This is a genomic window from Microbacterium immunditiarum (assembly GCF_013409785.1).
GTDB lineage: Bacteria > Actinomycetota > Actinomycetes > Actinomycetales > Microbacteriaceae > Microbacterium > Microbacterium immunditiarum.
This window is the reverse complement of the sequence record NZ_JACCBV010000001.1, coordinates 2,109,909-2,132,956: the sequence shown is the minus strand read 5'-3', so window position 1 is coordinate 2,132,956 and position 23,048 is coordinate 2,109,909. Positions and strand designations below refer to the sequence as shown.

Below are 23,048 nucleotides of genomic sequence, written 5' to 3'. Positions count from 1 at the left end.
CAATTTCACGAGCCGATCGGGGGACGGCATGACCGAACAAGACCTCGTCGTGCTGCTGGACGACGCGGGAGAGGCGATCGGCACCGCGCCGAAGTCGAGCGTTCACGGCACCGACACAGCCTTGCACCTGGCGTTCTCCTGCCACGTCAGAAACTCGGCGGGTCACGTTCTCGTCACCCGCCGCGCACTGGGGAAGACCACATGGCCGGGTGTGTGGAGCAACTCGTTCTGCGGGCACCCGCGTCCGGCGGAGCCGGTCGTTGCGGCGGTGCACCGCCGCGCCGAGCACGAGCTCGGAATCACGATCACGGACTTGGAGCTCGCCCTCCCCCTCTTCCGCTACCGTGCGACCGACGCGAACGGGATCGTCGAGCACGAGGTGTGCCCCGTCTACCTGGCGCGCACCGACGACGTGCCCGAGCCCAATCCGCGCGAGGTGAGCGAGGCCCGCTGGGTCGACCCCGCCGACCTCGCCGCGTCGCTCGCCGCCACGCCCTGGGCGTTCAGCCCATGGCTCGTGCTGCAGGCGCAGCAGCTTCGCCTCTTCGGCGCGGCGCCCGAACCGGCGCCCGCCGTCGCCCGCGCATCATGATCCAGACGGATCGCCGCACGGACGACGCGATCGCGGCGGCGCTCTCGCGGATCCGCACTCGCGCCGAGCCGCTGGGCGGCGGATTCGCACGGCTCGCGGACGCGATCGGCCGCGCCGCGTCGGGAGGCAAGCGGCTGCGGCCCGCACTCGTCACCGCCTCGTTCGCCGCGTTCGGCGGACGCTGCGACGACACTCCCGCCGTCTTCCCCGTCGCCGCAGCATTCGAGCTGCTGCACACCGCCTTCGTCGTCCACGACGACGTGATCGACCACGACACGCTTCGGCGCGGTGTCCCCAACGTGGCCGGCGAGTTCCGCCTGCTCGCGGGCGCCCGGGGCGCGGATGCCGAAGGACAGGAGACCCTCGGCGACGCCGCGGCGATCCTCGCGGGCGACCTGTTGCTGCACGAGGCGTCGCGCCTCATCGCCACCGCCGAGGTCGACGCCGTCACCCGCGAGCGGCTCTTCGCGCTCTACGACGACGCCGTGTACGTGTCCGCGGCCGGCGAGCTCGCAGACGTCGAGCACGCCGTCTCGGACGACTGCCCCGACACGAGCTCGATTCTCGACGCGACCTTCAACAAGACGGCCGTGTACTCGTTCCGCGCTCCGCTGCAGGCGGGCGCGGCGCTCGCGGGCGCGTCGTCGAGCGCGCTCGACGCCGTCGGCGCGGCGGGCGGATGCCTCGGACTCGCGTTCCAGCTCGTCGACGACCTCATCGGCACGTTCGGAACCCCGGCCCAGACAGGCCGCGACGTCGGCGTCGACCTGCGCGAGGCCAAGCGCACGCCGGTCGTCGCGCTCGCTCGTGGCACGCGCGAATGGGCGCGCGTGAGCGACGCGATCGCGGTGGCTCACACCGGCCCCGTCGCGATCCGCGAGGCGCAGCGCGCCCTGGAGGCCAGCGGCGCCCGCGCACGGGTCGCCGCGCTCGTCGACGAGACGCTCGCCGACGCGGCCCACGCGGCCACGGCCCTGCCGGGCGAGGCATCCGCGCTCATCGACTCGCTGTCCACCGCGATCAGGGAGCGGATCCCATGAAGCGCGACCGCACGGCGCCCACGGGCATCGCCCTGTACGACCGGACGGCGACGGATGCCTCCGCCGCCGTGATTTCGGCGTACTCGACCTCGTTCGCACTCGCGTGCCGCCTGCTCGGTCCGCGTCCGCGTCCGCACGTGCGCAACGTCTACGCGCTCGTGCGCGTCGCCGACGAGGTCGTCGACGGGCCTGCAGCCGCGGCCGGACTCGACCTCGCGACGCAGCGCCGCGTGCTCGACGACCTCGAGGCCGAGACCCTCGCGTCGATCGAGCGAGGATTCAGCGTCAACCTCGTCGTGCACGCCTTCGCGGCGACGGCGCGCGAGACGGGCATCGACGCCTCTCTCGTCCGTCCGTTCTTCGCCTCGATGCGCACCGACCTCGAGACGGCTCATCACGATGCGGCGTCGCACGACGCATACGTCTACGGGTCGGCGGAGGTCGTGGGGCTCATGTGCCTGCGCGTGTTCGTGAACGCAGGTCGGCCGCATCCGATCGATCCCGACCCCGACCTGCGCGACGGCGCGCGTCGCCTCGGCGCGGCGTTCCAGGAGCTCAACTTCCTGCGCGACCTCGACCATGACGCCGGCGCCCTCGGGCGCGACTACCTCGACCTCGGCTCGCGAGGCACCCGCGCCGAAGTGCTCGACCGCATCGACGCCGACCTCGCCGCGGCCGCGTCCGTGATCCCCCGACTGCCCGCCGACAGCCGTCGGGCGGTGACCGCCGCCCACGACCTCTTCGCGGCGCTGTCCGCGCGCCTGCGGCGCAACGCCGACGGCAGCGGACGCGTGCGCGTGCCCGACTCCGTCAAGGCGACGCTCGCGGCACGGGCATGGCTGGGCTTCGCTCCGCGGACGGTCCGCGCGTGACGCCGCCCGCCGCCGGCGCGCATCGCCCGGCCATCGTGATCGGCGCGGGCGTCGCAGGCCTCGCGACCGCGGCGCTGCTCGGCGCCGAGGGCTGGGACGTGACCGTGCTCGAGGCGCGCGACGAGGTCGGCGGCCGCGCGGGCGTGTGGCAGCGCGACGGCTTCGTCTTCGACACCGGTCCGAGCTGGTACCTCATGCCGGAGGTCTTCGAGCACTTCTTCCGCCTGCTCGGGACGACCGCCGCCGAGCAGCTCGACCTCATGCGCCTCGACCCCGCCTACCGCGTGTACGGGCCTCCGGGAACAGGCGACCCGATCGACGTCGTCTCGGGCCGAGCCGCGTCGACCGCCCTGTTCGAGAGCCTCGAGCCGGGCGCCGGCGCCGCCCTCGGCGCGTACCTCGACTCGGCCGCCGACGCGTACGAACTCGCCGTCTCACGGTTCCTCTACGACACGTACTCGACGACGACGGGACTGCGCGACCCCACGCTGTTGAGGCGCCTGCCGCGGCTTGCGCCCCTGCTCACGCGCAGCCTCGCGGATCATGTGGAGCGGCGGTTCGAGCATCCGCGTCTTCGTCAGATCCTCGGCTACCCCGCCGTCTTCCTCGGCACGTCGCCGTACGCCGCGCCGAGCCTGTACCACCTGATGAGCCACCTCGACCTCGCCGACGGCGTGCTGTACCCGCGCGGCGGGTTCGGCGAGGTCGTCCGCGCGCTCGAGCGCCTCGCGACCGAGCACGGCGCGGTCATCCGGACGAACTCCCGTGTCGCGCACATCACGACGACGGATGCCGCGGCCACCGGCGTCCGCCTGGCCGACGGCCGCGCGCTCGACGCCGACCTCGTCGTGTCGACCGCCGACCTGCATCGCACCGAGACAGAGCTGCTCCCGCCGAGCCTGCAGAGCTACCCCGAGCGTTGGTGGACGAAGCGCACGCCCAGCCCCGGCGCGCTCCTGCTGCTCCTCGGAGTCGAGGGAGAGCTCTCGCAGCTCGCGCACCACACGCTCGTGTTCACGGACGACTGGCGCGCGAACTTCGCCGACGTCTTCGGCGCCGGGGCACGCATCCCCGACCCCGCGTCCCTGTACGTCTGCCGCCCCAGCGCGACCGATCCGTCGGTCGCGCCGCCCGGGCACGAGAACCTCTTCGTGCTCGTGCCCGTCCCGGCCGAGCCCGGGCTCGGGCGCGGCGGCGTCGACGGCGCGGGCGACCCGGCCATCGAGGCCGCTTCCGACCGCGTGATCGCGCAGATCGCGTCTTGGTGCGGCATCCGCGACCTCGCCGACCGCATCGTCGTGCGCCGCACGATCGCACCCGGCGACTTCGCCGCGGATTATGGCGCGTGGCGCGGCAACGCGCTCGGCCTCGCCCACACCCTCCGCCAGAGCGCCCTGTTCCGGCCGCGCACGACCTCGCGCAAGGTGTCGGGGCTCGCCTACGCGGGCGCGTCGGTGCTGCCCGGGATCGGCGTGCCGATGTGTCTCATCTCGGCCGAGCTCGTCGTGAAGGGCCTGCGCGGCGACCGTTCGCCCGGACCGCTGGCCGAGCCCGTCTCCGTGGGGACGTGACGGATGCCGGGCGCCTACCTGCTGGCGATCCTCGTGTCCGCGGCGGCGATCGTCGCGCTCGACGCGCGGTTCCGCCTCGCCGCATGGCGCGCTCGGGGTCGCACGCTCGTCGCGGTTGCCGTCGGGACGGTGTTCTTCATCGCGTGGGACCTCGTGGGGATCGCGGCCGGCGTGTTCGTCAAGGGCGACAGCCCGCTCTACCTCGGCATCGACCTCGCGCCGCACCTGCCCGTCGAAGAGCCGGTGTTCCTCGCGTTCCTGTGCTATCTCGCACTCGTGGCGTGGGCGGCCGCGCGGCGCTTCCTCGAGCGATCCTCGGCGTCGAGCGGGCAATGGAACCGCGCTGCAGGAGACACGGGGGGCGAACGATGACGTACGTGCTCCTCTCCCTTCCTTTCCTGGTCATCGCGGCGGCGACGACCCTAGCGACAGCCCGTCGGTCGGGCTTCGCGAGGCGCATGGCCGCCTCCGGCATCGCCGCGGTCGTGCTCGTCGTGCTGACAGCGGTGTTCGACAACGTCATGATCGGCGTCGGACTCTATTCGTACCCCGCCGAGCACCTGAGCGGGCTGCGCATCGGGCTCGCTCCGATCGAGGACTTCGCCTACCCCCTCGCCGCGGCGTTCCTCGTGCCGGCCGTCTACACGCTCACGCGGCGCCACCAGGGGCGCTCATGAGCCTGGACGGGCGCGTGGGCGCGGCATCCGCCCTGCGTCAGCTCGTGATCGCATCGCGACCCGTGAGCTGGGTCAACACCGCCTACCCGTTCGCGGCCGCGTACCTGCTCACCACCCGCGACATCGACGCCTCGCTCATCGTGGGCACGGTGTTCTTCCTCATCCCGTACAACCTCGCGATGTACGGGATAAACGACGTGTTCGACTACGAGTCGGATCTGCGGAATCCGCGCAAGGGCGGCGCGCACGGCGCGGTGCTCGACGTGCGCCTCCACCGTACGACACTGTGGACGGCCGGCCTCCTGTGCCTGCCGTTCGTCGTGTTCCTCGTGGTCGCCGGGTCGCCCTGGTCGTGGGTGGTGCTGGCCGCGAGCCTGTTCTTCGTCGTCGCGTACAGCGCTCCCCCGCTGCGGTTCAAGGAAGTGCCGTTCGCGGACTCAGTGTGCAGCAGCATCCACTTCTTCTCACCCGCGGTGTACGGCCTCGTGCTCGCGGGCGCCGCGTGGAGGTGGCAGCTCGCGGCGGTCATCCTCGCGTTCGCGCTGTGGGGAGTCGCGTCGCACGCGTTCGGCGCGGTGCAGGACGTCGCGGCCGACCGCGCGGCCGGCATCCGCTCGATCGCGACGCAGCAGGGCGCCCGCTGGACCGTGCGCTTCGCGCTCGCGTGCTACGCGGCATCCGGTCTCGTGATGCTCGCGACCGCATGGCCCGGCCCTCTCGCGGCCCTGCTCGCGGTGCCCTACATCGCGACGGTGTGGCCGTTCCGAGCGGTGACGGATGCCACGGCCCAGGAGGCCGTCCGGGGGTGGCGCCGGTTCCTGTGGCTCAACCAGTTCACGGGATTCGCCGTGACGCTCCTGTTGATCTGGTGGTGGCTGCTCACCTCGGCGTGACGCGCCGTGCGGTCGCCCGGGGTCACGCCGAGGTGGACGAGGTCAGCCGCCCAGTTCGAGGAGCTTCTCGACGGCTGCGGTGAGCCGCTCATCGGCCTCGCCGAATGCCGCCCAGTCGCCCTTCTGCAGCGCCGCCTCGCGGTCGAGCAGTGCCTGGCGGGCCTCCTGCAGGGCGGCCTCGTACTCGTCCGCCGGCGGAGTCGGCTCGGCCGTCTCACCCGGGTCGGGCGTCGGCGTGGGCTCGGGCGTCGGCGTCGGGCCCGGGGTGGGCGTCACGTCCGCGTCACCGGTCGAGGCACCCGATTCGCCGCCGAACAGGGCGTCGAGCGCTTCTTGCAGCGTGTCCTCGAACGCGACGTCGGCGCCGAACGAGACCAGCACCTTCTGCAGCAGCGGCAGCTGCGTGCCGCCCGTCGACTGCACGAACACAGGCTGGACGTACAGCAGACCGCCGCCGACCGGCAGGGTCAGCAGGTTGCCGTTGCGCACCTCGGACGAGCCGAGCTGGAGCACGTTGATCTGATCGGCGATCGTCGGATCGGAGTCGAACGTGTTCTGCACCTGGCCGGGGCCCGGAACCGGGGTGTCGGCGGCGATCTCGAGCATGCGCAGCTTGCCGTAGTCCTCGGATTTCACGCCCGCTTCACCGCCCGCATCGGAGTCGACGGCGAGATAGCCCATCAGGACGTTGCGCGCGGCTCCCTCGGAGGACGGGATGAAGGTCGTGAACATCGAGAACGACGGCGCCTCCTGACCGGGCATCTGCATGGTCAGGTAATACGGCGGCTGCAGGCGCTGGTCGTTCTGCGGGTCGTTCGGCGTCTGCCAGCGGTTGTCCTGGTTGTAGAACGAGCGCGCGTCGTCGACGTGGTACACGCCGACCATGGCGCGCTGCACCTTGAAGAGGTCGGTCGGGTAGCGCACGTGGCTCATGAGCTCGGCCGACATGTCGTCGATCGACTTGACGGTCGACGGGTAGATCGTCTGCCACGCCTGGAGGATCGGGTCCTCCTCGTCCCACGCGTAGAGCGTGACCGAGCCGTCGTAGGCGTCGACGGTGGCCTTCACCGAGTTGCGGATGTAGTTGATGTCGTCGAGCGAGAAGCGCGGCGCGGTGTTGTTCGAGTCGGCGATCGCCTGCTGCAGGCTCACCTGCGTCGAGTACGGGTACTTGTCGCTCAGCGTGTAGCCGTCGACGATCCACACGATGCGGCCGTCCACGACGCTCGGGTACGGGTCGCTGTCGAGCTCGAGGTATGGCGCCGCCTTGCGCACGCGCGTGAGCGGGTCGCGGTCGTAGAGGATCTGCGACTCCTCGTTCACACCGTCCGAGAACAGGATCTGCTCGGACTGGAACTTGAGCGCGTAGATCAGCCGGTTGAAGACATTGCCGACGCTCGGTCCGCCGTCGCCCTCGAACGTCGTCCGGGTCTCGTTGGAGCCCTCGTCGGTGCCGCGCGGGTAGTCGAGCTCGACGGGCTCCGTCCCCTCGGGCGCACCCACGATCGAGTACGTCGGCGAGAACTCGCCGAAGTACACACGTGGCTGGAAGCCCTCCTGCTGGGTGAGGAAACCCGCGGACGGGATCCCGCGCTCGAGGAACACGGGCTCGCCGTCGGTCGTGCGCTCGTTGCCCGCGGCCGCGACGATGCCGTAGCCGTGTGTATAGATGAGCGATGTGGACTCCCACGACGACGAGGCCGCGCCGAGCTGGTTCATGTTGAGCTCGCGCACCGAGACGATCGTGTCCTGCGAGTTGCCGTCGATCATGTAGCGGTCGACGTCGAGCGGGTCCTGGAACTGGTAGTACGAGCGGTACTGCTCGAGCTGCCGCACAGCGGGGCTCACGACGCCCGGGTCCATGATGCGGATCTGGGCGGTCGTCTCCGCGTCTTCGCGGAGCTGGCCGGCCTCGGCATCCGTCTCCGCCTCGAACGGCATCTTCTCGAGCGTGTCGATGCCGTATGCGGCCTTCGTGCCCTCGAGGTTGCGTTCGTAGTACTGGCCGTCGAGGCTCAGCTGGTTCGGGCGCACCTGGAACGTGTTGACGACCCAGGGGTATCCGACGCCGACGACGATCGCCGAGACGATGAGCAGACCTGTCGCGATGAGCGGGTACCGCCAGCGGCCGATGACAGCCGTCACGAAGAAGAGCACGGCGACGAACGCCGCGACGATCGCGAGGATCGTCTGACCCGGGATCACCGCCTGCGTCTCGGTATAGCCGGCGCCGGTGATGCGGCCGAGCGCGCCCGGCTCGACGAGGGTCTTGTACCGGTCGAGCCACAGGCTCGCGCCCTGCACGAGCAGGTAGAGGCCCGCGAGAACGGCGAGCTGGATGCGCGCGGCCTTCGAGATGCGCAGTTCGCGCTGGCCGATGCGCACAGAGCCGTAAAGGTAGGAGACGAGCGCGGTGACGAGCAGGCACACGAGCAGAACCGCAGACACGAAGCCGAGCACCGCGCTGTAGAACGGCATCGCGAAGAGGTAGAAGCCCGTGTCGAGGCCGAACTCCGGGTCGGTCGTCGACGTGGCGACGCCGTTGAACCACAGCCACGTGGTCTCCCACTGCGCCGAAGCGGCGAAGCCGGCGAAGAAGCCGAAGAAGATCGGGATCCCCCACATCGCGAGGCGGCGCAGCGGCTCGACGACCTCCTGGTACCGGTCGAGCTGCGAGCTCAGTCGCGCGTACACCGGACGAAGGCGGTAGGCGAGCTGGATCGCGCCCCACACGGGGACCGCCATGCCGAGGAACCCGATCGCGAACATCACGACACGGGCGACCCACTGCGTGAGAAGCACGCCCTGATAACCGAGCTGCTCGTACCACAGCCAGTCGGCGTAGAGGTTTCCGAAGACGAAGAACCCCACCACGAGCGCGGCGATGATCGCGATCGTGATGGCGATTACCCGTCGGGATCGGGATGGTGTGGCCCTGGTCGGCGCGGGGGTCGTGGTCACCTTCTCATCCTAGGCGGGCGGGCCGGGCGGCGGCTGACGGGACGGCGGAACCCGCAGGCAACGTTCAGCGCTCGCTAAAGCAGAGACGGCGTCAACCGACCATGCACGTGGGCAGCGCGTCGACGTCTCCGTCCTCGCGCACGGCGTCGAGCACATCCAGCGCACCATCGAGATCCTCGACCGCGAACACGCGCAGGCCGTCCGGCACATGGCCCACGACCTCGTCGCAGTTCGCCTCGGGCGCGAGGAACCAATCGGCGCCCGCGTCGACCGCTCCCCACATCTTCTGACGGATGCCGCCGATCGGCCCGACCTCGCCGGCGGCGTCGATCGTGCCGGTGCCCGCGACACGCTCGCCGCCGTTGAGCTCGCCCGGTGTGAGGGAGTCGATGATGCCGAGCGCGAACATCATGCCCGCGCTCGGGCCGCCGACGTTGTTGAGCTGGATCGTCACGTCGATCGGGAAGTCGTAGTCGTTCGTGAGGGTGACGCCGATGAGCCACGTCGTCTCGCCCTCGACCTCGGTCTCGCGAGGCGTGATCGAGACCCTCTGCTCCTCGCCGTCGCGCAGGATCGTCACCTCGACCGGCGCGCCGCCGCCCTCGTTGATGATCTCGCGGAGGGCCGTGGCATCCGTCGCCTCTCGTCCGTCGGCCTCGAGGATCACGTCACCCGCCTCGAGGGCGCCCTCGGCGGCCGAGTCCTCGATGACCGAGTGCACGAGAAGCGTGTGCCCGACGTCGAGGCCCAGCTCGCTGAGTGCGGCCGCGGTGGCTTCCTTCTGCGAGTCGACCATCAGGGCCGCGCTCTGCTCGTTGCGCTCCTCCGAGGTCTGACCCTCGGGGAAGATCGCGTCGATCGGCAGCACGGCGCGGCTCGGCTGGAACCACGCGATGGCGAGCTCGAACCACGATGGCGTGCGCTCGCGGTTGCCCACGACCTGGACGGTGAGCAGATCGAGCGCACCGGCGGTCGGGAACGTCTCGGCGCCCTCGATCGAGATGAGCGGCACATCGGTGCCGTCGGCCGAGCGCGCGGTGCCGAGCGTGTTGTACACGGGTCCGGGCTGCTGGATGACGTACGAGGTGGGCAGGAAGGTGATCACCAGCAGCGCGACCAGCGCGATGGCGAGCGCCCACGATCCCGCGGCAACGGAAGGCGTCATGCGACGGCGGCGGGGCGCGGGAGAGATCGTCACGTTCTCGTCGAACAGGGCCACGGGGGTCTTTCTCACTCGGTCGTTCGCGACCGGCGTAAGGCGAGGGATCGCTGCCGGGCAATGCGACGAAGGGCTGCGACTAGCGTAGAGCGCAACTCGATGACCCTGCTGAAAGGCGGCTGAAGTGGCAGACGACGAACGCAGCCCCGAGGACGAGTTCCGCGAGATGATCCGGCAGCTGTTCGGCGGCGCGGGCGAGATCGATCCCGAGCAGCTGTCGCGCCTGTCCGGCCTGGAGATCGACCCCGCGATGATGCAGGCGGTCATGCGGCAGCTCCAGGACGCCTTCTCCGGCGACGGGTCGATCTCGTGGGACCTCACGCGCCGCCAGGCTCTGCACATCGCGAATCAGGACGGCCTGGCGATCACGCAAGGCCAGCGCGCGGACCTCGACCAGGCGTTCGCGCTCGCCGACCTGTGGCTGAGCGAGGCGACCACCATCTCCGAGCTCGCGAAGGCGCCGCAGCCGATCACGCGCGGCGGCTGGGTCGAGGCGACGCTGCCCGTGTGGCAGGAGCTCGCCGAGCCGGTCGCCACGAGCATCGCCGACGCCCTGACCGCCGCCCTCAGCGACCAGGCGCCCGAAGACATGCAGGGCCTCGTCCAGGGCGCGGGGCGCATCATGCGCACCGTCGGCGGCTCGCTGTTCGCGACGCAGCTCGGGCACGTCGTCGGCAGCCTCTCGAAAGAGGTCGTGGCGGGCGGCGACGTCGGCATCCCGCTCATGCCCGACGGCGAAGCGGTCATCCTCCCCCAGAACTTCGCGGACCTCGGGCGCGACCTCGAGATCCCGGACGACCAGCTCGCCCTCTATCTCGCGGCCCGCGAGCTCGCCCACGCGCGGCTCTTCCGGCACGCGCGCTGGCTGCGACTGCACGTCATCTCGCAGGTGACCGAGTACGCCCGAGGGATCCACGTCGACACGAGCGCTCTCGAAGAGCTCGCCTCGCGCTTCGACCCGTCCGAGCCCGAAGAGCTGCGCAACGCGATCGAGAGCGGCGCGTTGCTGCCGACGCGCTCCGAGACGCAGGTCGAGGCGCTGCGCCGGCTCGAGAACCTCCTCGCCACGATCGAGGGATGGGTCGATGTCGTGACCGCCGCGGCGACGTCGCGACTGCCGTCCGCGCCGCGCATCGCCGAAGCGGTGCGCCGCCGCCGCGCGGTGGGCGGCCCCGCTGAGCAGGCGCTCGGGTCACTCGTCGGCCTCGAGCTGCGCCCGCGCCGCATGCGCGAGGCGGCGGCGATGTGGCAGGCGGTGACGGATGCCGTCGGAGTCGCCGCTCGCGACTCGCTGTGGGACTACCCCGACCTCATGCCCACCGCCGACGACATCGACGACCCGGCCGCGCTCATCGCGCGGCTCGAGGCGCGAGCCCGCGGCGAGGAGCCGGCACCGGACGCGTTCGACGACGCGCTCGCGCAGCTGCTCGAGGCGGAGAGCGGCTCGCGGACGGATGAGGCTTCGGGCGAGAAGGGCGAGGCGCCCGACGAGGACGAGGGCGACGGTCCTGCGGAGGAGGATCCGCACCCGGGCGGCCGCCCGATCTGAGCAGGCTCGGAGTGGGCGGCATCCGTTCCTCCCCAGCCGTACCGGTGGGCGGTGCCCGGCCGGCGCATGTGGACAGCAAGTCGACGGATGCCGCGCCGGGCCATCATCGGGGAATGCTCCGCCTGCACCCCGCGAACCCTCCCCTGTGGCGCGATGCGACGACCGTCCAGTTCGGCGTCGACGCCGTCGTGATCCTCGAGCACCCGCTGCCGTGGCAGGAGCGGCTGATCGCCGAGCTGGAGCGCGGAGTGCCGCAGGCGGTGCTCGAAGGACTCGCCTCCGCTCTCGGCGCGACGCCGGACGCGACGGCCGCGTTCCTCGCCCTCGTGAGCCCGGCGCTCGCCGACGAGCCTCCCCCGCCGCGCAGGCTCGTCGTCGTCGCCGCCGTCGGCGTCGCTCCCGAGACGGTCGAGGCCGCCGTGCAGGCGATGTCGTCGAGCGGGCGCTTCGCGGTCGAGCGGGCATGGCGGCCGGCGGATGCCGCATCCGACGCCGACGCCGTGTTCGTGCTGCTCGCGCACCACGTCGTCCATCCGCGCGATGCCGCCGCGCTCATGCGATCCGACGCCGTGCACGTGCCGATCGTGTTCTCGGGATCGCGCACCGAGATCGGACCGGTCGTCGTGCCCGGAGTCACATCGTGCCTCGCGTGCGAGGCCGCGCATCGGCGTGACGCCGATCCGGCGTGGCCACAGCTCGCGGCACAGCTCGTCGGGCGGCGCAGCGTCCCCGTCGATCCGGCCGAGGCCTGGGAGGCGGGGCTCACCGCCGCGCGACTGCTCGACCAGGTGCTCGGGGTCAGCGCGCAGCGGAGCCTCGGGTCGGAGTCCTCGTCGGTGATCCTCCCCGCCGGCTCGCCCCTGCGGTCGATGCGGTCGCACGTGCCTCACGCAGACTGCGGCTGCCGATCTCCTGCAGGAACCGCGACGGACGCCGATCCCGCGCGCCGCGAGACCACGACAGCTCGAGCGTTCGCGCGGCCCGCGTGATCCCGACGTACGCGAGCCGGCGCTCCTCGTCGACCTGCTCGAACGTCGTCGCGTACCCGATGGGCAGCAGGCCCTCGGCGAAGCCGATGAGGTGCACGTGGTCCCACTCGAGCCCCTTCGCCGCGTGGAGCGTCGACAGCGTCACCGTGCGGAGCCCCGGCTCATGGTGCGCCTTCGCCCGCGCGAGGAGGTCGTCGGTGAACGCGCGCAGGCTCGTGCCGGCGGGCGCCTCCTCGGCCAGGCGCAGCAGCGCCGCGCGCGCCTCCCATGCGTCGCGCAGGGCTCCGCCCGCCTCGGGCGGCTCGTCGGTGAGTCCCAACGAACGCAGCACATCGCGCACGACGTCGACGAGGCCCGATTCAGTCGGGGCGACGGATGCCCCGCGCAGCGCCATGATCGCCTGGCGCACCTCCGGGAGGTCGAAGTAGCGCTTGCCGCCCAGCACGGTCGCCGCGATGCCGGCATCGGCGAGCGCGCGCGCGATCTCGACCGACTGCGCGTGAGACCGGTACAGCACCGCGATCCGGCGCGGATCCACGCCCGCGGCGATGCGGGCCGAGATCGCCGCCGCCGTGCCGCGGGCCTCGCCCCCGTCGTCCTGGTACCCGGTGACGGTCGGCGTCGGGCCGGGTTCGACGTCGCCCGCAGCCTCGAGGTGGAGGGCGCCGGGGCGGCCGCGCATCAGCTCGTTCGCGACGGCGAGGATCGAGGCATCCGACCGGTAGTTGGTCTCGAGCCGCACGACTCTCGCCCCCTCGTGCCGGCGCTCGAAGTCGAGGAGGAAGCGCGCGTCGGCGCCCGCGAACGAGTAGATCGTCTGGCTCGCGTCGCCCACGACGCACACGTCGCGGCGGTCGCCGAGCCACAGCTCGAGCAGGCGGTGCTGCACGGGCGAGACGTCCTGGAACTCGTCGACCGTGAAGTGCCGGTACTGCTCGCGCACCGCCCCGACGACGGTCGGCTCGGCCTCGAGCATGCCCGCGCATGCGAGCAGAACGTCTTCGAAGTCGAGCTGGCGACGCTCGTCCTTGAGCTTCTCGTACGCGCGCTGCAGATCGGCGACGCGCGAGACGTCGAGGTGCCCGACGCCGCCCGCACGCGCCGCAGCGTACTCGTCGATCGTGCGCATCGTGACCTTGCGCCACTCGATGCCCGAGGCGACGTCGCGGAGGGTCGCGACGTCGAGGTCCATGCCGATCGAGTCGGCGGCGTGCGCCAGCAAGCGCACCTTGTTGTCGACGATCGTCGGCGGTCGGTCGCCCGCGAGCGTCGGCCAGAAGAAGTTCAGCTGCGCGAGCGCCGCCGCGTGGAACGTCCGAGCGGAGACGCCCTCGACGCCGAGGGCGTGCAGACGCCCCCGCATCTCGCCCGCCGCCTTCGCGGTGAACGTGACCGCCATGACGCGTCCCGGCGAGTACGCGCCCGTGTCGACCCCGTGCGCGATGCGGTGCGTGATGACCCGGGTCTTGCCGGTGCCGGCGCCGGCGAGCACGACGACGGGCCCCCGAAGGGTCGTAACGGCTTCGAGCTGGCGCTCGTCGAGACCGGCGAGTGCTCCGCCGCTCATGCCAGACCCGCGTGCCAGTCCGAGATCAGCCGGTGCGCGATCGACGCGGGACCCGGGAGCAGGATGTCGCTCTCCCCCCGCAGGCCGCTCCCGATCTCGTCCCGGTCGAACCACCGCACCTCGACGATCTCCTCACCGTCCGCGCGTGCCCTGTCGTCGTCAGCGGCCGTCGCGAGGAACCCGAGCATGAGGCTGCGCGGGTACGGCCACGCCTGCGAGCCGCGGTAGCGCAGGTCGACGACGTCGACGCCCGCCTCCTCGCGGAGCTCGCGCACGATGGCCGCTTCGAGCGACTCGCCCGCCTCGACGAAGCCCGCGAAGCACGAGAACCGGTTGGCGCCCCACAGCGCATTCGAGCCGAGGAGCAGCCTGTCGGGGTCGGTCGCGCTCGTGATCGCGACGATCACGGCGGGGTCCGTCCGCGGGAAGTGCTCGCGCCCGCACGAGGGGCACGAGCGCGCCCAGCCCGACATCGTCACGAGCGTGAGCGCTCCGCACGCCGGGCAGTGCGGCGCGTCGAGCAGCCACCGGCCGAGGCTCAGCGCCTCGACGAACGCGCCGGCGTCGAACGCCGAGAGTCCACCGCCGACCACGCGCAAGGGGCCCCATCCCCCGGGCGGGTCGAGCGGGGCATCCGCCTCACGTGGGAAGACCGCGGCGAGCACCGCCCCTCCCCCGTCGGCGGCGTCGGCACGCCCGAGGAACGCCCACTGGGCGCCCCCCGGCACGGCCTCTGGCCGCACCCAGCGGAGGGCCTCGCCGCCGCCGTCGAGCGGCGCGGAATCGCCGTGCAGCACGAGGACGCGGGTCGCGGCATCCGCCCTGCTCTCGTCGATCAGGCCGGGGTTCGCGCGCTCGTCACCGGCTCGATCGAGCGCGGCGCGGGCCAGCGGCGGCTGCTGCGGACGAGGGGACGCCGTCATCGAGGACCTCTCTGCGCTGGTCGGCGGCCAAGGGCGTGGCGCGAGGGCGGACCGGCACGGGGCGACCTACCCTGGGCACATGGCACGCTCACCCCTCACTCTAGCCGCGTCGGTGACCTCGGCTCTCCCGCGGGTAGGCGTCGTCGGAGCAGGTCTGCTGACCGAGGGCGCCGCCGGTCGCTACGACTCCGCGGTCGCCGAGCTCGAGGACGGCCGCCGTGTCGTCGTGCGCGCTCCTGCCGAGCCGGATGCCGCGGCCGAACTCGCCGCCGAGGCCCGCGCGCTGCGCGCGCTCACGCCCGGCGTGCGCGAGCTGCTCCCGTTCCGCGCACCCGAGTTCCTCGGCGAAACGGGTGTCGGCGAGGCGCGTGCGATCGTCGTCTCCTTCCTGCCCGGATACCGCGTCGACGCGGCGCACCTGCCCGCGGGCCGCGGAGCCGCGACGTCTGTGGGCGAGGCGCTCGCAGCGCTGCACGCTCTGCCCGTCTCCATCGTGCGCGCCGAAGGGCTGCCGATCCGCACGCCCGCCCAGGCTCGCCAGGAGGTGACCCGGCTCATCGACCGCGCCGAGGCGACACGGCGCGCGCCGGAGGATCTCCTCCGCCGCTGGCGCCGCGCGGCCGAGGCCGACGAGCTGTGGCGCTTCGAGTCGGCCGTCGTGCTCGGCGGAGTCGGTGCGGCGTCGTTCCTCTTCGAGGACGTCGCCGGTGCCCCCGCGGTGACGGGGCTGCTCGATTGGCACGGTCTGTCGGTCGGCGACCCCGCGACCGACCTGCAGTGGCTCGCATCGGCTCCGAAGGCTGCCGACGACGTGTTCGAGTCGTACGCCGCGCACAGCCACCGCGCCCCCGACGGGCTCGTGCGGCACCGCTCGCGTCTGTACGCGGAGCTCGAGTTCGCGAAGTGGCTGCTCCACGGCGACGAGTCGGGACGCGAAGACATCGTCCTCGACGCCGTGCGCCTGCTCGACTCGCTCGCCGACGGCGTGCGCGGAGACGAACTGGTGCCGGATGCCGCGCTCGATGTCGACGACGCGATCGCGCTGCTCGGACGCACGCCCGAGAAGGCGCCGGCCGAGGTCGACACGTCGATGCAGACCGACACGTACGACCCCGAGGAGCTCGCGTCGTGGGTTCAGGAGGAGGAGCGCGAGGCGATGGCGCCGGAGCCCGAGGACGGGGCGCCTGCGGCAGACGATGGCGCTCGCACCGAGCCGTCCCAGCCGGCGACGCTGTTCGACGAGATCGAGGCTTCGGCCGATGACACGTCGACGGCGCCGATCGACGTGTCGGCGCTCATCGATCGCGATCAGGCGGATGCCGCGGACGAGCCGCCGGTCCGTTCGGGTGCCCCCGACGACGTCGAGGCTGCGGAGGCCGCCGAGGCGGAGCGCGCCTCGCGGGCGGCGTTCCAGCGCTGGACGAGCTCCGCTTCGGAGTAGACGCGGTCCGAGCGGATGACGAGGTCGTCCGACACGTAGTACAGAGCGACGTCGATGTCCTCCAGCGGCACGCCGTGCCGCTTGTGGTACGCGAGGCGGTAGAGGGCGAGCTGCAGCATCCGCTCGTCCTTCTCGGCCGCCGTGCGCGGAGGCTTGCCCGTCTTCCAGTCGACGATCTCGATGCGGCCACCGCGGTCAGGGCGGCGGTACACGGCGTCGAGCTTGCACACGACCCGGCCCAGTCCATCGGCTCCGGCGAGGAGGATGTCGATCTCGGTCTCGACCTCGATCGGTCGCAGGTCCGCCCACTCCGAGCGCTCGAAGATCTGCTGGAGTCGCTCGAGCTCGGCGGCGTCCTCGCGCGATGCCTCGGTCTCGGGGGCGTCGTCGCCATCGAGCTCCCACAATCCATCGTCGATCGACGGCCCCGGGCCGACAAGCTCGGACCGCTGCTCGACCCACGCGTGGAACAGCGTGCCGAGGCGCGTCTGCCGGTACGGGCGCTCGGGAAGCGGGCGGGCGATCGCGTCGACGGTCCGGCCGTAGTCCTCGACGAACTCCTTGAACCGCGATGCCGCGACGCGCGGGGGCGCATCCGCCCACGGACGGCGCTCACGCGCGGCGCGCTCGCGCAGCAGGCGCTCGAGCTCAGGCTCGGGAACGGCCCGGGTCGCGCCGGCCTCGCGGTCGCGCACGAGCGCGGCGGCGTCGAGCACGACCGTGCGACGCTCCCCGAGCGGGTCGAGGGGCCACTCGAGCGTCGCGCCGGCGCGGTTCGCATAAGGGTTCTCCGTAGGGTCGCCGAGCTCGATCGGATCGAGTCCGAGCGCGCTGACGATCTCTTCCAGATACGTGCTCGGCTGGCGCGAGTCCTTCTGCCCGCCCCACTGCGAGCCCGTGAGAAGCAGTCGCGTGCGGGCACGCGTCACGGCGACGTACGCGAGGCGGCGCTCCTCGTGCTCGAGGTGCGCCTTGACGCCCGTCTTGAAGCCGGTGACGGCCCCCTGCAGCGCTTTGCGGTCACCCGGAGCATCCGGATCCCAGTCGAACACCGGCAGCGCGCCGCGGTCGCCGCGGAACGGATACGGCAGCACGCCGAAGCCGAGCCAGCCGAGCGTCGACTGCGGCCGCTTCGGCAGCTCGTCCTTGACGAGCCGCACGACGGCGACGGCGTCCCACTCGAGGCCCTTCGAGCCGTGGATCGTCAACAGCTGCACGACACCCGGCTCGGGCGGCTCGGGACGCGGCATGAGCTCGTCCGTCTCCTCAGCGTGGTCGAGCCACGCGAGCAGGCTCGAGATCGAGCCCCGCTCGTCCGCGGCGAGGAACGACCGCACCTCGTCGACGAACGACCGCAGCTGAGCGGATGCGAGGCGCGCGGGACCGCGCGTCTCGTTCGCGGCGAGCTCGACGTCGAGCCCGAGCTCGAGCTCGATCGCGCGGATGAGCTCCGGGATCGGCTGGCCCACGGCCGAACGCAGCCGCTGGAACATCGCGCCGGCGTCGCGGATGCGGCTGACGCCCTCCGCCGTGAACCGCGAGAGCAGTCCGTGCTCGGGTGAGACCGACCGCACGAAGTCGACGGCATCGACGATCGACGCCTGCTCGTCGGCGCCGACCGAGCCGCGAAGGCGCGCGAGGAGCTCGTCGTCATGGCGCGTGAGCGTCTCGTCACGCTGCGACAGCGTGACCGCGAGGTCGTGGAGCGCCGCCATGTCGGCCACCCCCACGCCGAATCGCGGGCCCACGAGCAGGCGGATGAGAGACGAGCCCTGAGTCGGGTCGCTCAGGACGCGCAGCGTCGCGACGACATCGACCACCTCCGGCGTCGAGAGCAGACCGCCGAGGCCGAGAATGCGGTGCGGGATTCCCCGCCTCGCGAGCGCGTCCGCGAACGTCGACATGTGGCGCTTCGCGCGGAAGAGGATCGCCCCCGCGTGCGGACGCCCCGTGGGGTTGTCGCGCTCGTGCTCGTCCCGGACGAGCGTGAACCACGACGCGACCTCGTCGGCCTCCTGCTCGATCGTCGACGTGAACCGGTGCTCGACCACCCCGGGTCCCGCCCCCGGTCGTGCGCTCAGCTCCGCGACCGGGATGCCGATCGGCGCCGCGTGCGCGATGAGCGCGTTCGCCGCGTCGAGGATGCGCCGGTCGTTTCGCCAACTCACCATGAGCTGGAACGTCGCGCACCGCGTCTCGCAGGCGAACGCTCGCGCGAAAGCCCCGAGGTTGTCGGCGCTCGCGCCGCGCCATCCGTAGATCGACTGGTGCGGGTCGCCGACCGCCATCACGGGGGTGTCGCGGAAGATCGCCGACAGCAGCTCGGTCTGGATGACCGACGTGTCCTGATACTCGTCCAGCAGCACGACGCGGAACTGCTCGCGCAGCTCGTGCGCGACCTCGGGCGCGCGCGTCACGATGTCGAGCGCACCCGCGACCTGATCGGCGAAGTCGAGCGACCCCTGCGCCACCTTCGCGGCGGCGTAGTCGCGCACAAGCCCCGCCAGCACGGGGAGACCGCCCATCGCGTTGTGCAGCTTCTCGATGTCACCGGGCGACGCGAGGTCGGGCTTGATATGGGGAGCGACGGATGCCTCGACCCGCCGCGCGAACTCGGAGACCCGATCGAGGTCGGCGCGGTTGTCGAGCACCTCGCCCGCGAGGCGCTGGACGGCGTCGACGACGGTGCCGAAGCGGTCCTCCCGCTCGGACAGACGCTCGTCGGCCGACGCGACGACCACTCGACGGGCCATGAGCCATGCGCCGGACTGGCTGAGGAGCGCGGCGTCGGCGTCGCGTCCGATCCGCGCGCTGTGCTCGCGCACGATCGCGTCGGCGAACGCGTTGTAGGTCGATACGCGCGGGCGCAGGAGCATGTCTTCGGCAGGACGCGCGGTCCCGGCATCCGGATCCCACCCCGTCCCCAGCTGCACGCACAGCCGGTCGAGCGCCGCCGCGAGCGCCGTGCGGCGGTGCCGCTCCGGCAGGATCGTGATGCGCTCCCACATCGCGGCGAGCTCGCCGGATGCCGCGAGCCGCGGCAGATGCGGGATGAGGCCACGCCGGCCGTACTCGTCGATGCGGGCGAGACGCGCCTCGATGCGCTCGGCAAGCTCGCCCGCCGCCTTGCGCGTGAATGTGAGGCCGAGCACCTCGTCGCGGCGGACATGGCCGTTCGCGACGAGCCACACGACGCGCCCTGCCATCGTCTCGGTCTTGCCGCTGCCGGCGCCCGCGATCACAAGAGCCGGGGCGGGCGGCGCCTCGATGACGCGACGCTGGTCGGGCGTCGGCTCGGGAAGCCCGAGCGCGGCCGCCACAACCGGCGCGGAGAGCTCGAGCGGGCCGTCCCAGCGCACGGCGGCGGCCTCGGTCGCGATGGACGTCACGCCGAGCTCACCGCCTTCACGGTGTGCAGCCGGCAGACTCCGAAGCGATCGGTCGTGCAGTGCTGGTCGACGTTGGCGATGAACGATGCGGCCGCCATGCCCTGCGCGTCGGCGATGACGCGCCGCAGGAACTGGCCGCGCGTCTCGGGCGTCAGGGCCTTCTGGTGCGCGATGCGGTAGTGCGTGTCCTTCAGCTTGCGCGAGAGCACGAGCAGGCGCGCGCCGGCGTTCTCGGCGTCGGGCGGGAATTCCACGAGCCCCGAGTCGATCGCGAGCTGATACGCGGCGAGCTGCGCGTCCTCGACGACCTTCGCATCGCTCACACGGTCTTCCGAGCGACCCGTCTTGAGGTCGACGACGACCACCCTGCGCGCGGCGGATCCGAGCGGCACGGCCTCGCCCCGGTCGGGCGGGTACAGCTCCACGCGGTCGATCGAGCCGCTGAGCACGGCGGTGGCGACCGGGAGCTCGGCGGTCTCGGCCGAGGCGTCGAGCAGGGACTCCGTCGCCGGGTCGCGCTCGATGTACGGGCGCACGCGGGGCGCGGCATCCGGGTCTTCCGGCGCGTCTATCTCGAGGCGGAACCGCGTCTCGGCGCCGATCGGCTCGCCGCCCTCGCTCTCGAAGCGACGCAGGTACGCGTCGAGGCGTCGCACGAGCGTGTCGGCCCACGTGCGCTCCTGGCGTTCGAGCCACGGCGCCTCGAAGTCGAGCTCGCCCCACCGCTCGTCGACGACGGCGCGCAGCTCGTCGAGGCCGCCGCCGCGCTCCATGGCCGCGTGCAGGATCGTGCCGAGCCCCGCGGAGAACGACCGCGTGTCGCCGCCGAGCGTGCGGATGACCCAGTCGAGCCCGCACTTCTCGAAACCCTCGAGACGCGACGGTGACACGCGCACAGGCGCGCGCTGCAGGTCGTGGACCGGCGCGGTGGAGGTCGGCGGCGCGACGCCGTACCACTCGTCGGGCCGCGCGCCCGGGACTCCCGCCTCGGCGAGCAGCACGAGCTGGTCGGCCGCCGCCACTCGCGCGGCTGCGTCGCGCGACGTCGTGAGCGTGCGCCGGTGCAGGGCGACCAGACCGCGGAGGGTGAGCGGATGCTCGTCGCGCGCGCCCCCGTCGTCGGACGGCGGGGGCAGGAACGAGAAGAGCGGGCTCGGACCCAGATCGTCGTCGTCGACGGCGGTCACGACGAGACGCGTGCGGGCACGGGAGACCGCTCGCGCGAAGAGTCGCAGCTCTTCGTGCAGCACGCCGCGGCGGCGATCGAGCACGGCCGGCTCGACGGACGGGCGCCTGGCGCGCCACGCGTCGATGTCGTCGGCGAGACGCCACACGTCGAGGAGCCCGCCGCGCAGACGCGTGTTGGGCCACACGCCCTCCTGCAGGCCCGCGATCACGACCGCTTCGAACTCGGTGCCCAGCGCGGCGGCGGGTGTGAGGAGCGAGACGGCACCGGGTCGCTCCGGCACCGTGAGCAGGTCTTCGGGCACCTCGCTTTCGAGGACGTCGCGCAGGAAGGGGCCAGGACCGGAATCGACGGATGCATCGGCGCCCGACCGCTCGACGTAGCGCTTCGCGGCGCCGAAGAGCGCGACGAGCGCATCCAACCCGCGCCCCGCCTCGGCGGCGAGCGGACCCGTGCCGGACGCACGCCGCGCCCACTCGCGCTCGAGGCCCGAGCGCTCCCACACGAGCCAGAGGAGCTCGTGCACGGTCGCACCGCGCTCGCCTGCCTCGTGCACGAGCCGCAGGGTCGTGGCGAGCCGCTCGGCACGGTGGGCGTCGGGCGCGTCGATGAGGGCGAGCACGACGGGCTCGGCCATCGCCTCGGCGAGCAGCTCCTTCGCCGATCGAGAACCGCCGGCGGCGAGCTCGATCGTGCGCAGCCGCGCGCGCACGCGGCGCAGGCCCACCGCGTCGAGACCGCCGAAGGGCGTCAGGAGCGCGTCGGCGAGCTGCTCGGGGTCGCGCAGCGACGGCTCTTCGAGCCCGAGCCGCACGAGCGACGCGATGTCGCGCACCACCGGCTCTCGTCCGAGCGGCCGCGGCGCGCTTCCGGCCCGCACGGGCACCTCTCGCGCCGCGAGCTCGGCCTCGAGGTGTGCGAGCTGCCGCGTGTCGTGCGCGATGACGGCCAGCTCCTCCCACGGGATGCCGTCCATGACGTGCCACGTCCGCAGGGTTCGCGCGATGCGGTCGACCTCCTCGAACGGCGATGACGCGTGCACCGCCTCGATGCGCTCGTCCGCGGCCGGCTCGCCCGGTGCGCGCCGATGCTCGACGCGACCGCTCGCCCCGATCGACGCGGTGATCGTGCGCGTGAGGTGGGTCAGTGCACGCGATCCCCGGTGCGGGCCGTCGAGGACATGAACGGTCTCGAGGACTGCGACGAGCTGTTCGAACAGCTCGGGACCCGCGCCGCGGAAGGACCCCGATCCGATGTCGGGGTCGCCGAACGCGACCACGGCGATACCGCGACGGCGCGCCGCCTCCAGGAGCGCGATGCCGCCCCTCGTGAGCTCCTGCGCGTCGTCGACGAGCAGCACGCGGAGGCCTGCCGCGGGGCCGATCCGGTCCGGACCCGCCTCGGCGAGCAGAGCGGCGGCCTCATGCACGAGCTCGGCGGGATCGCGATGCGCGCTGCGCATGCGCGACAGCGCGTAGCGGTAGTCCCCGAGGAACCCCGCGCCCGCGACCCACGTCTCGCGCCCCGACGCCTCGCCGAGCGCGCGAAGCTCTGCGGACCGCAGCCCGAGGTCGGAGCACTGCGCGAACAGCGCCCGCAGCTCGGAGCGGAACGGACGCGAGCGCCGCACTCCCGTGCCGAGGCTCTCGGGCCAGCGGTCGCGTCCGGCGGCGGCGTCCTCCTCGTCGCCGACGAGCAGCTCGGCGATGACGCGGTCCTGATCGCCCGCCGTCAGCAGCTGCGGCGGTGCGGCACCGCCCGCCACTGCCGCGGCGCGCACGAGCTGGAACGCGAACGAGGCGATCGACCGCGCGAGGGGTCCTGGCGTCGCGACGTCGAGCCCGGCGGCCACCCGGTCGCGCAGCGCTGTCGCGGTCTGCCGTGTCGGAGTGAGCACGAGCAGCTCTTCGGGAGCGACCGCCCCCTCGCGAAGCAGCCGCGCCGCGCGGGCGACGAGCGCCTCGGTCTTGCCCGTGCCCGGGCCGCCGATGACGACACCGGATGCCTCGACCCCGAGCCCGACGACCGCGCGCTGCCCCTCGTCGAGGGTCGGGGACGCGCGATGGCCGGGGTTCATGTGAAGCACAGTAGTCGTCGGCGGCGACATCGCCGGATCCCGGCGACGTCGCCCGCTCCACCCGCCGGGGGTCTCCGCGCGAGCGTTCGCCGAGAGCGTTCG

The 23,048-nt window shown here is 72.5% G+C and carries 14 protein-coding genes and 1 pseudogene; 9 read left to right on the top strand and 6 right to left on the bottom strand.

Annotated elements, in window-relative coordinates:
* Nucleotides 1-28 precede the first annotated feature (28 nt).
* Genes idi through BJ991_RS09800 form a run of 7 tightly spaced genes read left to right on the top strand, consistent with a single transcriptional unit; the run spans nt 29 to nt 5,645 of the window.
* Nucleotides 29-592, top strand: coding sequence for an isopentenyl-diphosphate Delta-isomerase (gene idi, locus BJ991_RS09830; protein WP_179489586.1), 564 nt, complete (start codon nt 29-31; stop codon nt 590-592).
* On the top strand, nt 589-1,632 hold the full coding sequence (locus tag BJ991_RS09825; RefSeq protein WP_179489584.1) for a polyprenyl synthetase family protein: 1,044 nt from the start codon (nt 589-591) through the stop codon (nt 1,630-1,632). Before idi ends, BJ991_RS09825 begins: the two co-directional genes overlap by 4 nt.
* On the top strand, nt 1,629-2,504 hold the full coding sequence (locus BJ991_RS09820; protein WP_179489582.1) for a phytoene/squalene synthase family protein: 876 nt from the start codon (nt 1,629-1,631) through the stop codon (nt 2,502-2,504). Before BJ991_RS09825 ends, BJ991_RS09820 begins: the two co-directional genes overlap by 4 nt.
* Nucleotides 2,468-4,075 (top strand): phytoene desaturase family protein, encoded by a 1,608-nt coding sequence (gene crtI / locus BJ991_RS09815; protein WP_179489580.1) that lies wholly within the window; start codon nt 2,468-2,470, stop codon nt 4,073-4,075. The genes BJ991_RS09820 and crtI overlap by 37 nt, the downstream gene beginning before the upstream one ends.
* Before the next feature lie 3 nt (nt 4,076-4,078).
* Complete coding sequence (locus BJ991_RS09810; protein ID WP_179489578.1) at nt 4,079-4,447, top strand: lycopene cyclase domain-containing protein; 369 nt, start codon at nt 4,079-4,081, stop codon at nt 4,445-4,447.
* Nucleotides 4,444-4,752 carry a lycopene cyclase domain-containing protein gene (locus BJ991_RS09805; protein ID WP_179489576.1) on the top strand — a complete coding sequence of 103 codons (309 nt, stop codon included), beginning with the start codon at nt 4,444-4,446 and terminating at the stop codon, nt 4,750-4,752. The genes BJ991_RS09810 and BJ991_RS09805 overlap by 4 nt, the downstream gene beginning before the upstream one ends.
* Entirely contained in the window at nt 4,749-5,645 is an 897-nt protein-coding gene (locus BJ991_RS09800; RefSeq protein ID WP_179489574.1) for a prenyltransferase, read from the top strand. The genes BJ991_RS09805 and BJ991_RS09800 overlap by 4 nt, the downstream gene beginning before the upstream one ends.
* Nucleotides 5,646-5,687: 42 nt before the next feature.
* Here BJ991_RS09800 and BJ991_RS09795 read toward each other — a convergent pair whose 3' ends face one another.
* Both BJ991_RS09795 and BJ991_RS09790 read right to left on the bottom strand, forming a co-directional pair.
* Nucleotides 5,688-8,606, bottom strand: coding sequence for a UPF0182 family protein (locus tag BJ991_RS09795; protein WP_179489573.1), 2,919 nt, complete (start codon nt 8,604-8,606; stop codon nt 5,688-5,690).
* A 91-nt stretch (nt 8,607-8,697) separates the two neighbouring features.
* Entirely contained in the window at nt 8,698-9,825 is a 1,128-nt protein-coding gene (locus BJ991_RS09790) for a PDZ domain-containing protein (RefSeq protein WP_179489572.1), read from the bottom strand.
* A 124-nt stretch (nt 9,826-9,949) separates the two neighbouring features.
* Here BJ991_RS09790 and BJ991_RS09785 point away from each other — a divergent pair, with 124 nt between their 5' ends.
* Complete coding sequence (locus BJ991_RS09785) at nt 9,950-11,374, top strand: zinc-dependent metalloprotease (RefSeq protein WP_179489571.1); 1,425 nt, start codon at nt 9,950-9,952, stop codon at nt 11,372-11,374.
* 798 nt (nt 11,375-12,172) lie between these two features.
* Here BJ991_RS09785 and BJ991_RS09780 read toward each other — a convergent pair.
* Complete coding sequence (locus BJ991_RS09780) at nt 12,173-13,930, bottom strand: ATP-dependent helicase (RefSeq protein ID WP_179489570.1); 1,758 nt, start codon at nt 13,928-13,930, stop codon at nt 12,173-12,175.
* The gene (nudC, locus tag BJ991_RS09775; RefSeq protein WP_179489569.1) at nt 13,927-14,853 is read right to left on the bottom strand and encodes an NAD(+) diphosphatase; all 927 of its coding nucleotides are present in this window, start codon (nt 14,851-14,853) and stop codon (nt 13,927-13,929) included. The genes BJ991_RS09780 and nudC overlap by 4 nt, the downstream gene beginning before the upstream one ends.
* A gap of 79 nt (nt 14,854-14,932) precedes the next feature.
* On the opposite strand from nudC, the pseudogene BJ991_RS18815 reads away from it, so the two are divergent.
* Nucleotides 14,933-15,676, top strand: a pseudogene (locus BJ991_RS18815) (phosphotransferase); the annotation flags it as partial.
* Nucleotides 15,677-16,161: 485 nt separating this feature from the next.
* Here BJ991_RS18815 and BJ991_RS09765 read toward each other — a convergent pair.
* The gene (locus tag BJ991_RS09765) at nt 16,162-19,683 is read right to left on the bottom strand and encodes an ATP-dependent helicase (RefSeq protein WP_425487525.1); all 3,522 of its coding nucleotides are present in this window, start codon (nt 19,681-19,683) and stop codon (nt 16,162-16,164) included.
* Complete coding sequence (locus tag BJ991_RS09760) at nt 19,680-22,946, bottom strand: ATP-dependent helicase (protein ID WP_179489568.1); 3,267 nt, start codon at nt 22,944-22,946, stop codon at nt 19,680-19,682. The genes BJ991_RS09765 and BJ991_RS09760 overlap by 4 nt, the downstream gene beginning before the upstream one ends.
* Nucleotides 22,947-23,048: the final 102 nt, after the last annotated feature.

Excerpts from the sequence above, each read along its gene's own strand:
- BJ991_RS09760 (WP_179489568.1), bottom strand. The coding sequence starts at position 22,946 with ATGAACCCCGGCCATCGCGCGTCCCCGACCCTCGACGAGGGGCAGCGC.
- nudC (WP_179489569.1), bottom strand. The coding sequence starts at position 14,853 with ATGACGGCGTCCCCTCGTCCGCAGCAGCCGCCGCTGGCCCGCGCCGCG.
- BJ991_RS09800 (WP_179489574.1), top strand. The coding sequence starts at position 4,749 with ATGAGCCTGGACGGGCGCGTGGGCGCGGCATCCGCCCTGCGTCAGCTC.
- BJ991_RS09810 (WP_179489578.1), top strand. The coding sequence starts at position 4,079 with ATGCCGGGCGCCTACCTGCTGGCGATCCTCGTGTCCGCGGCGGCGATC.
- BJ991_RS09820 (WP_179489582.1), top strand. The coding sequence starts at position 1,629 with ATGAAGCGCGACCGCACGGCGCCCACGGGCATCGCCCTGTACGACCGG.
- BJ991_RS09805 (WP_179489576.1), top strand. The coding sequence starts at position 4,444 with ATGACGTACGTGCTCCTCTCCCTTCCTTTCCTGGTCATCGCGGCGGCG.
- crtI (WP_179489580.1), top strand. The coding sequence starts at position 2,468 with ATGGCTGGGCTTCGCTCCGCGGACGGTCCGCGCGTGACGCCGCCCGCC.
- BJ991_RS09825 (WP_179489584.1), top strand. The coding sequence starts at position 589 with ATGATCCAGACGGATCGCCGCACGGACGACGCGATCGCGGCGGCGCTC.
- idi (WP_179489586.1), top strand. The coding sequence starts at position 29 with ATGACCGAACAAGACCTCGTCGTGCTGCTGGACGACGCGGGAGAGGCG.
- BJ991_RS09780 (WP_179489570.1), bottom strand. The coding sequence starts at position 13,930 with ATGAGCGGCGGAGCACTCGCCGGTCTCGACGAGCGCCAGCTCGAAGCC.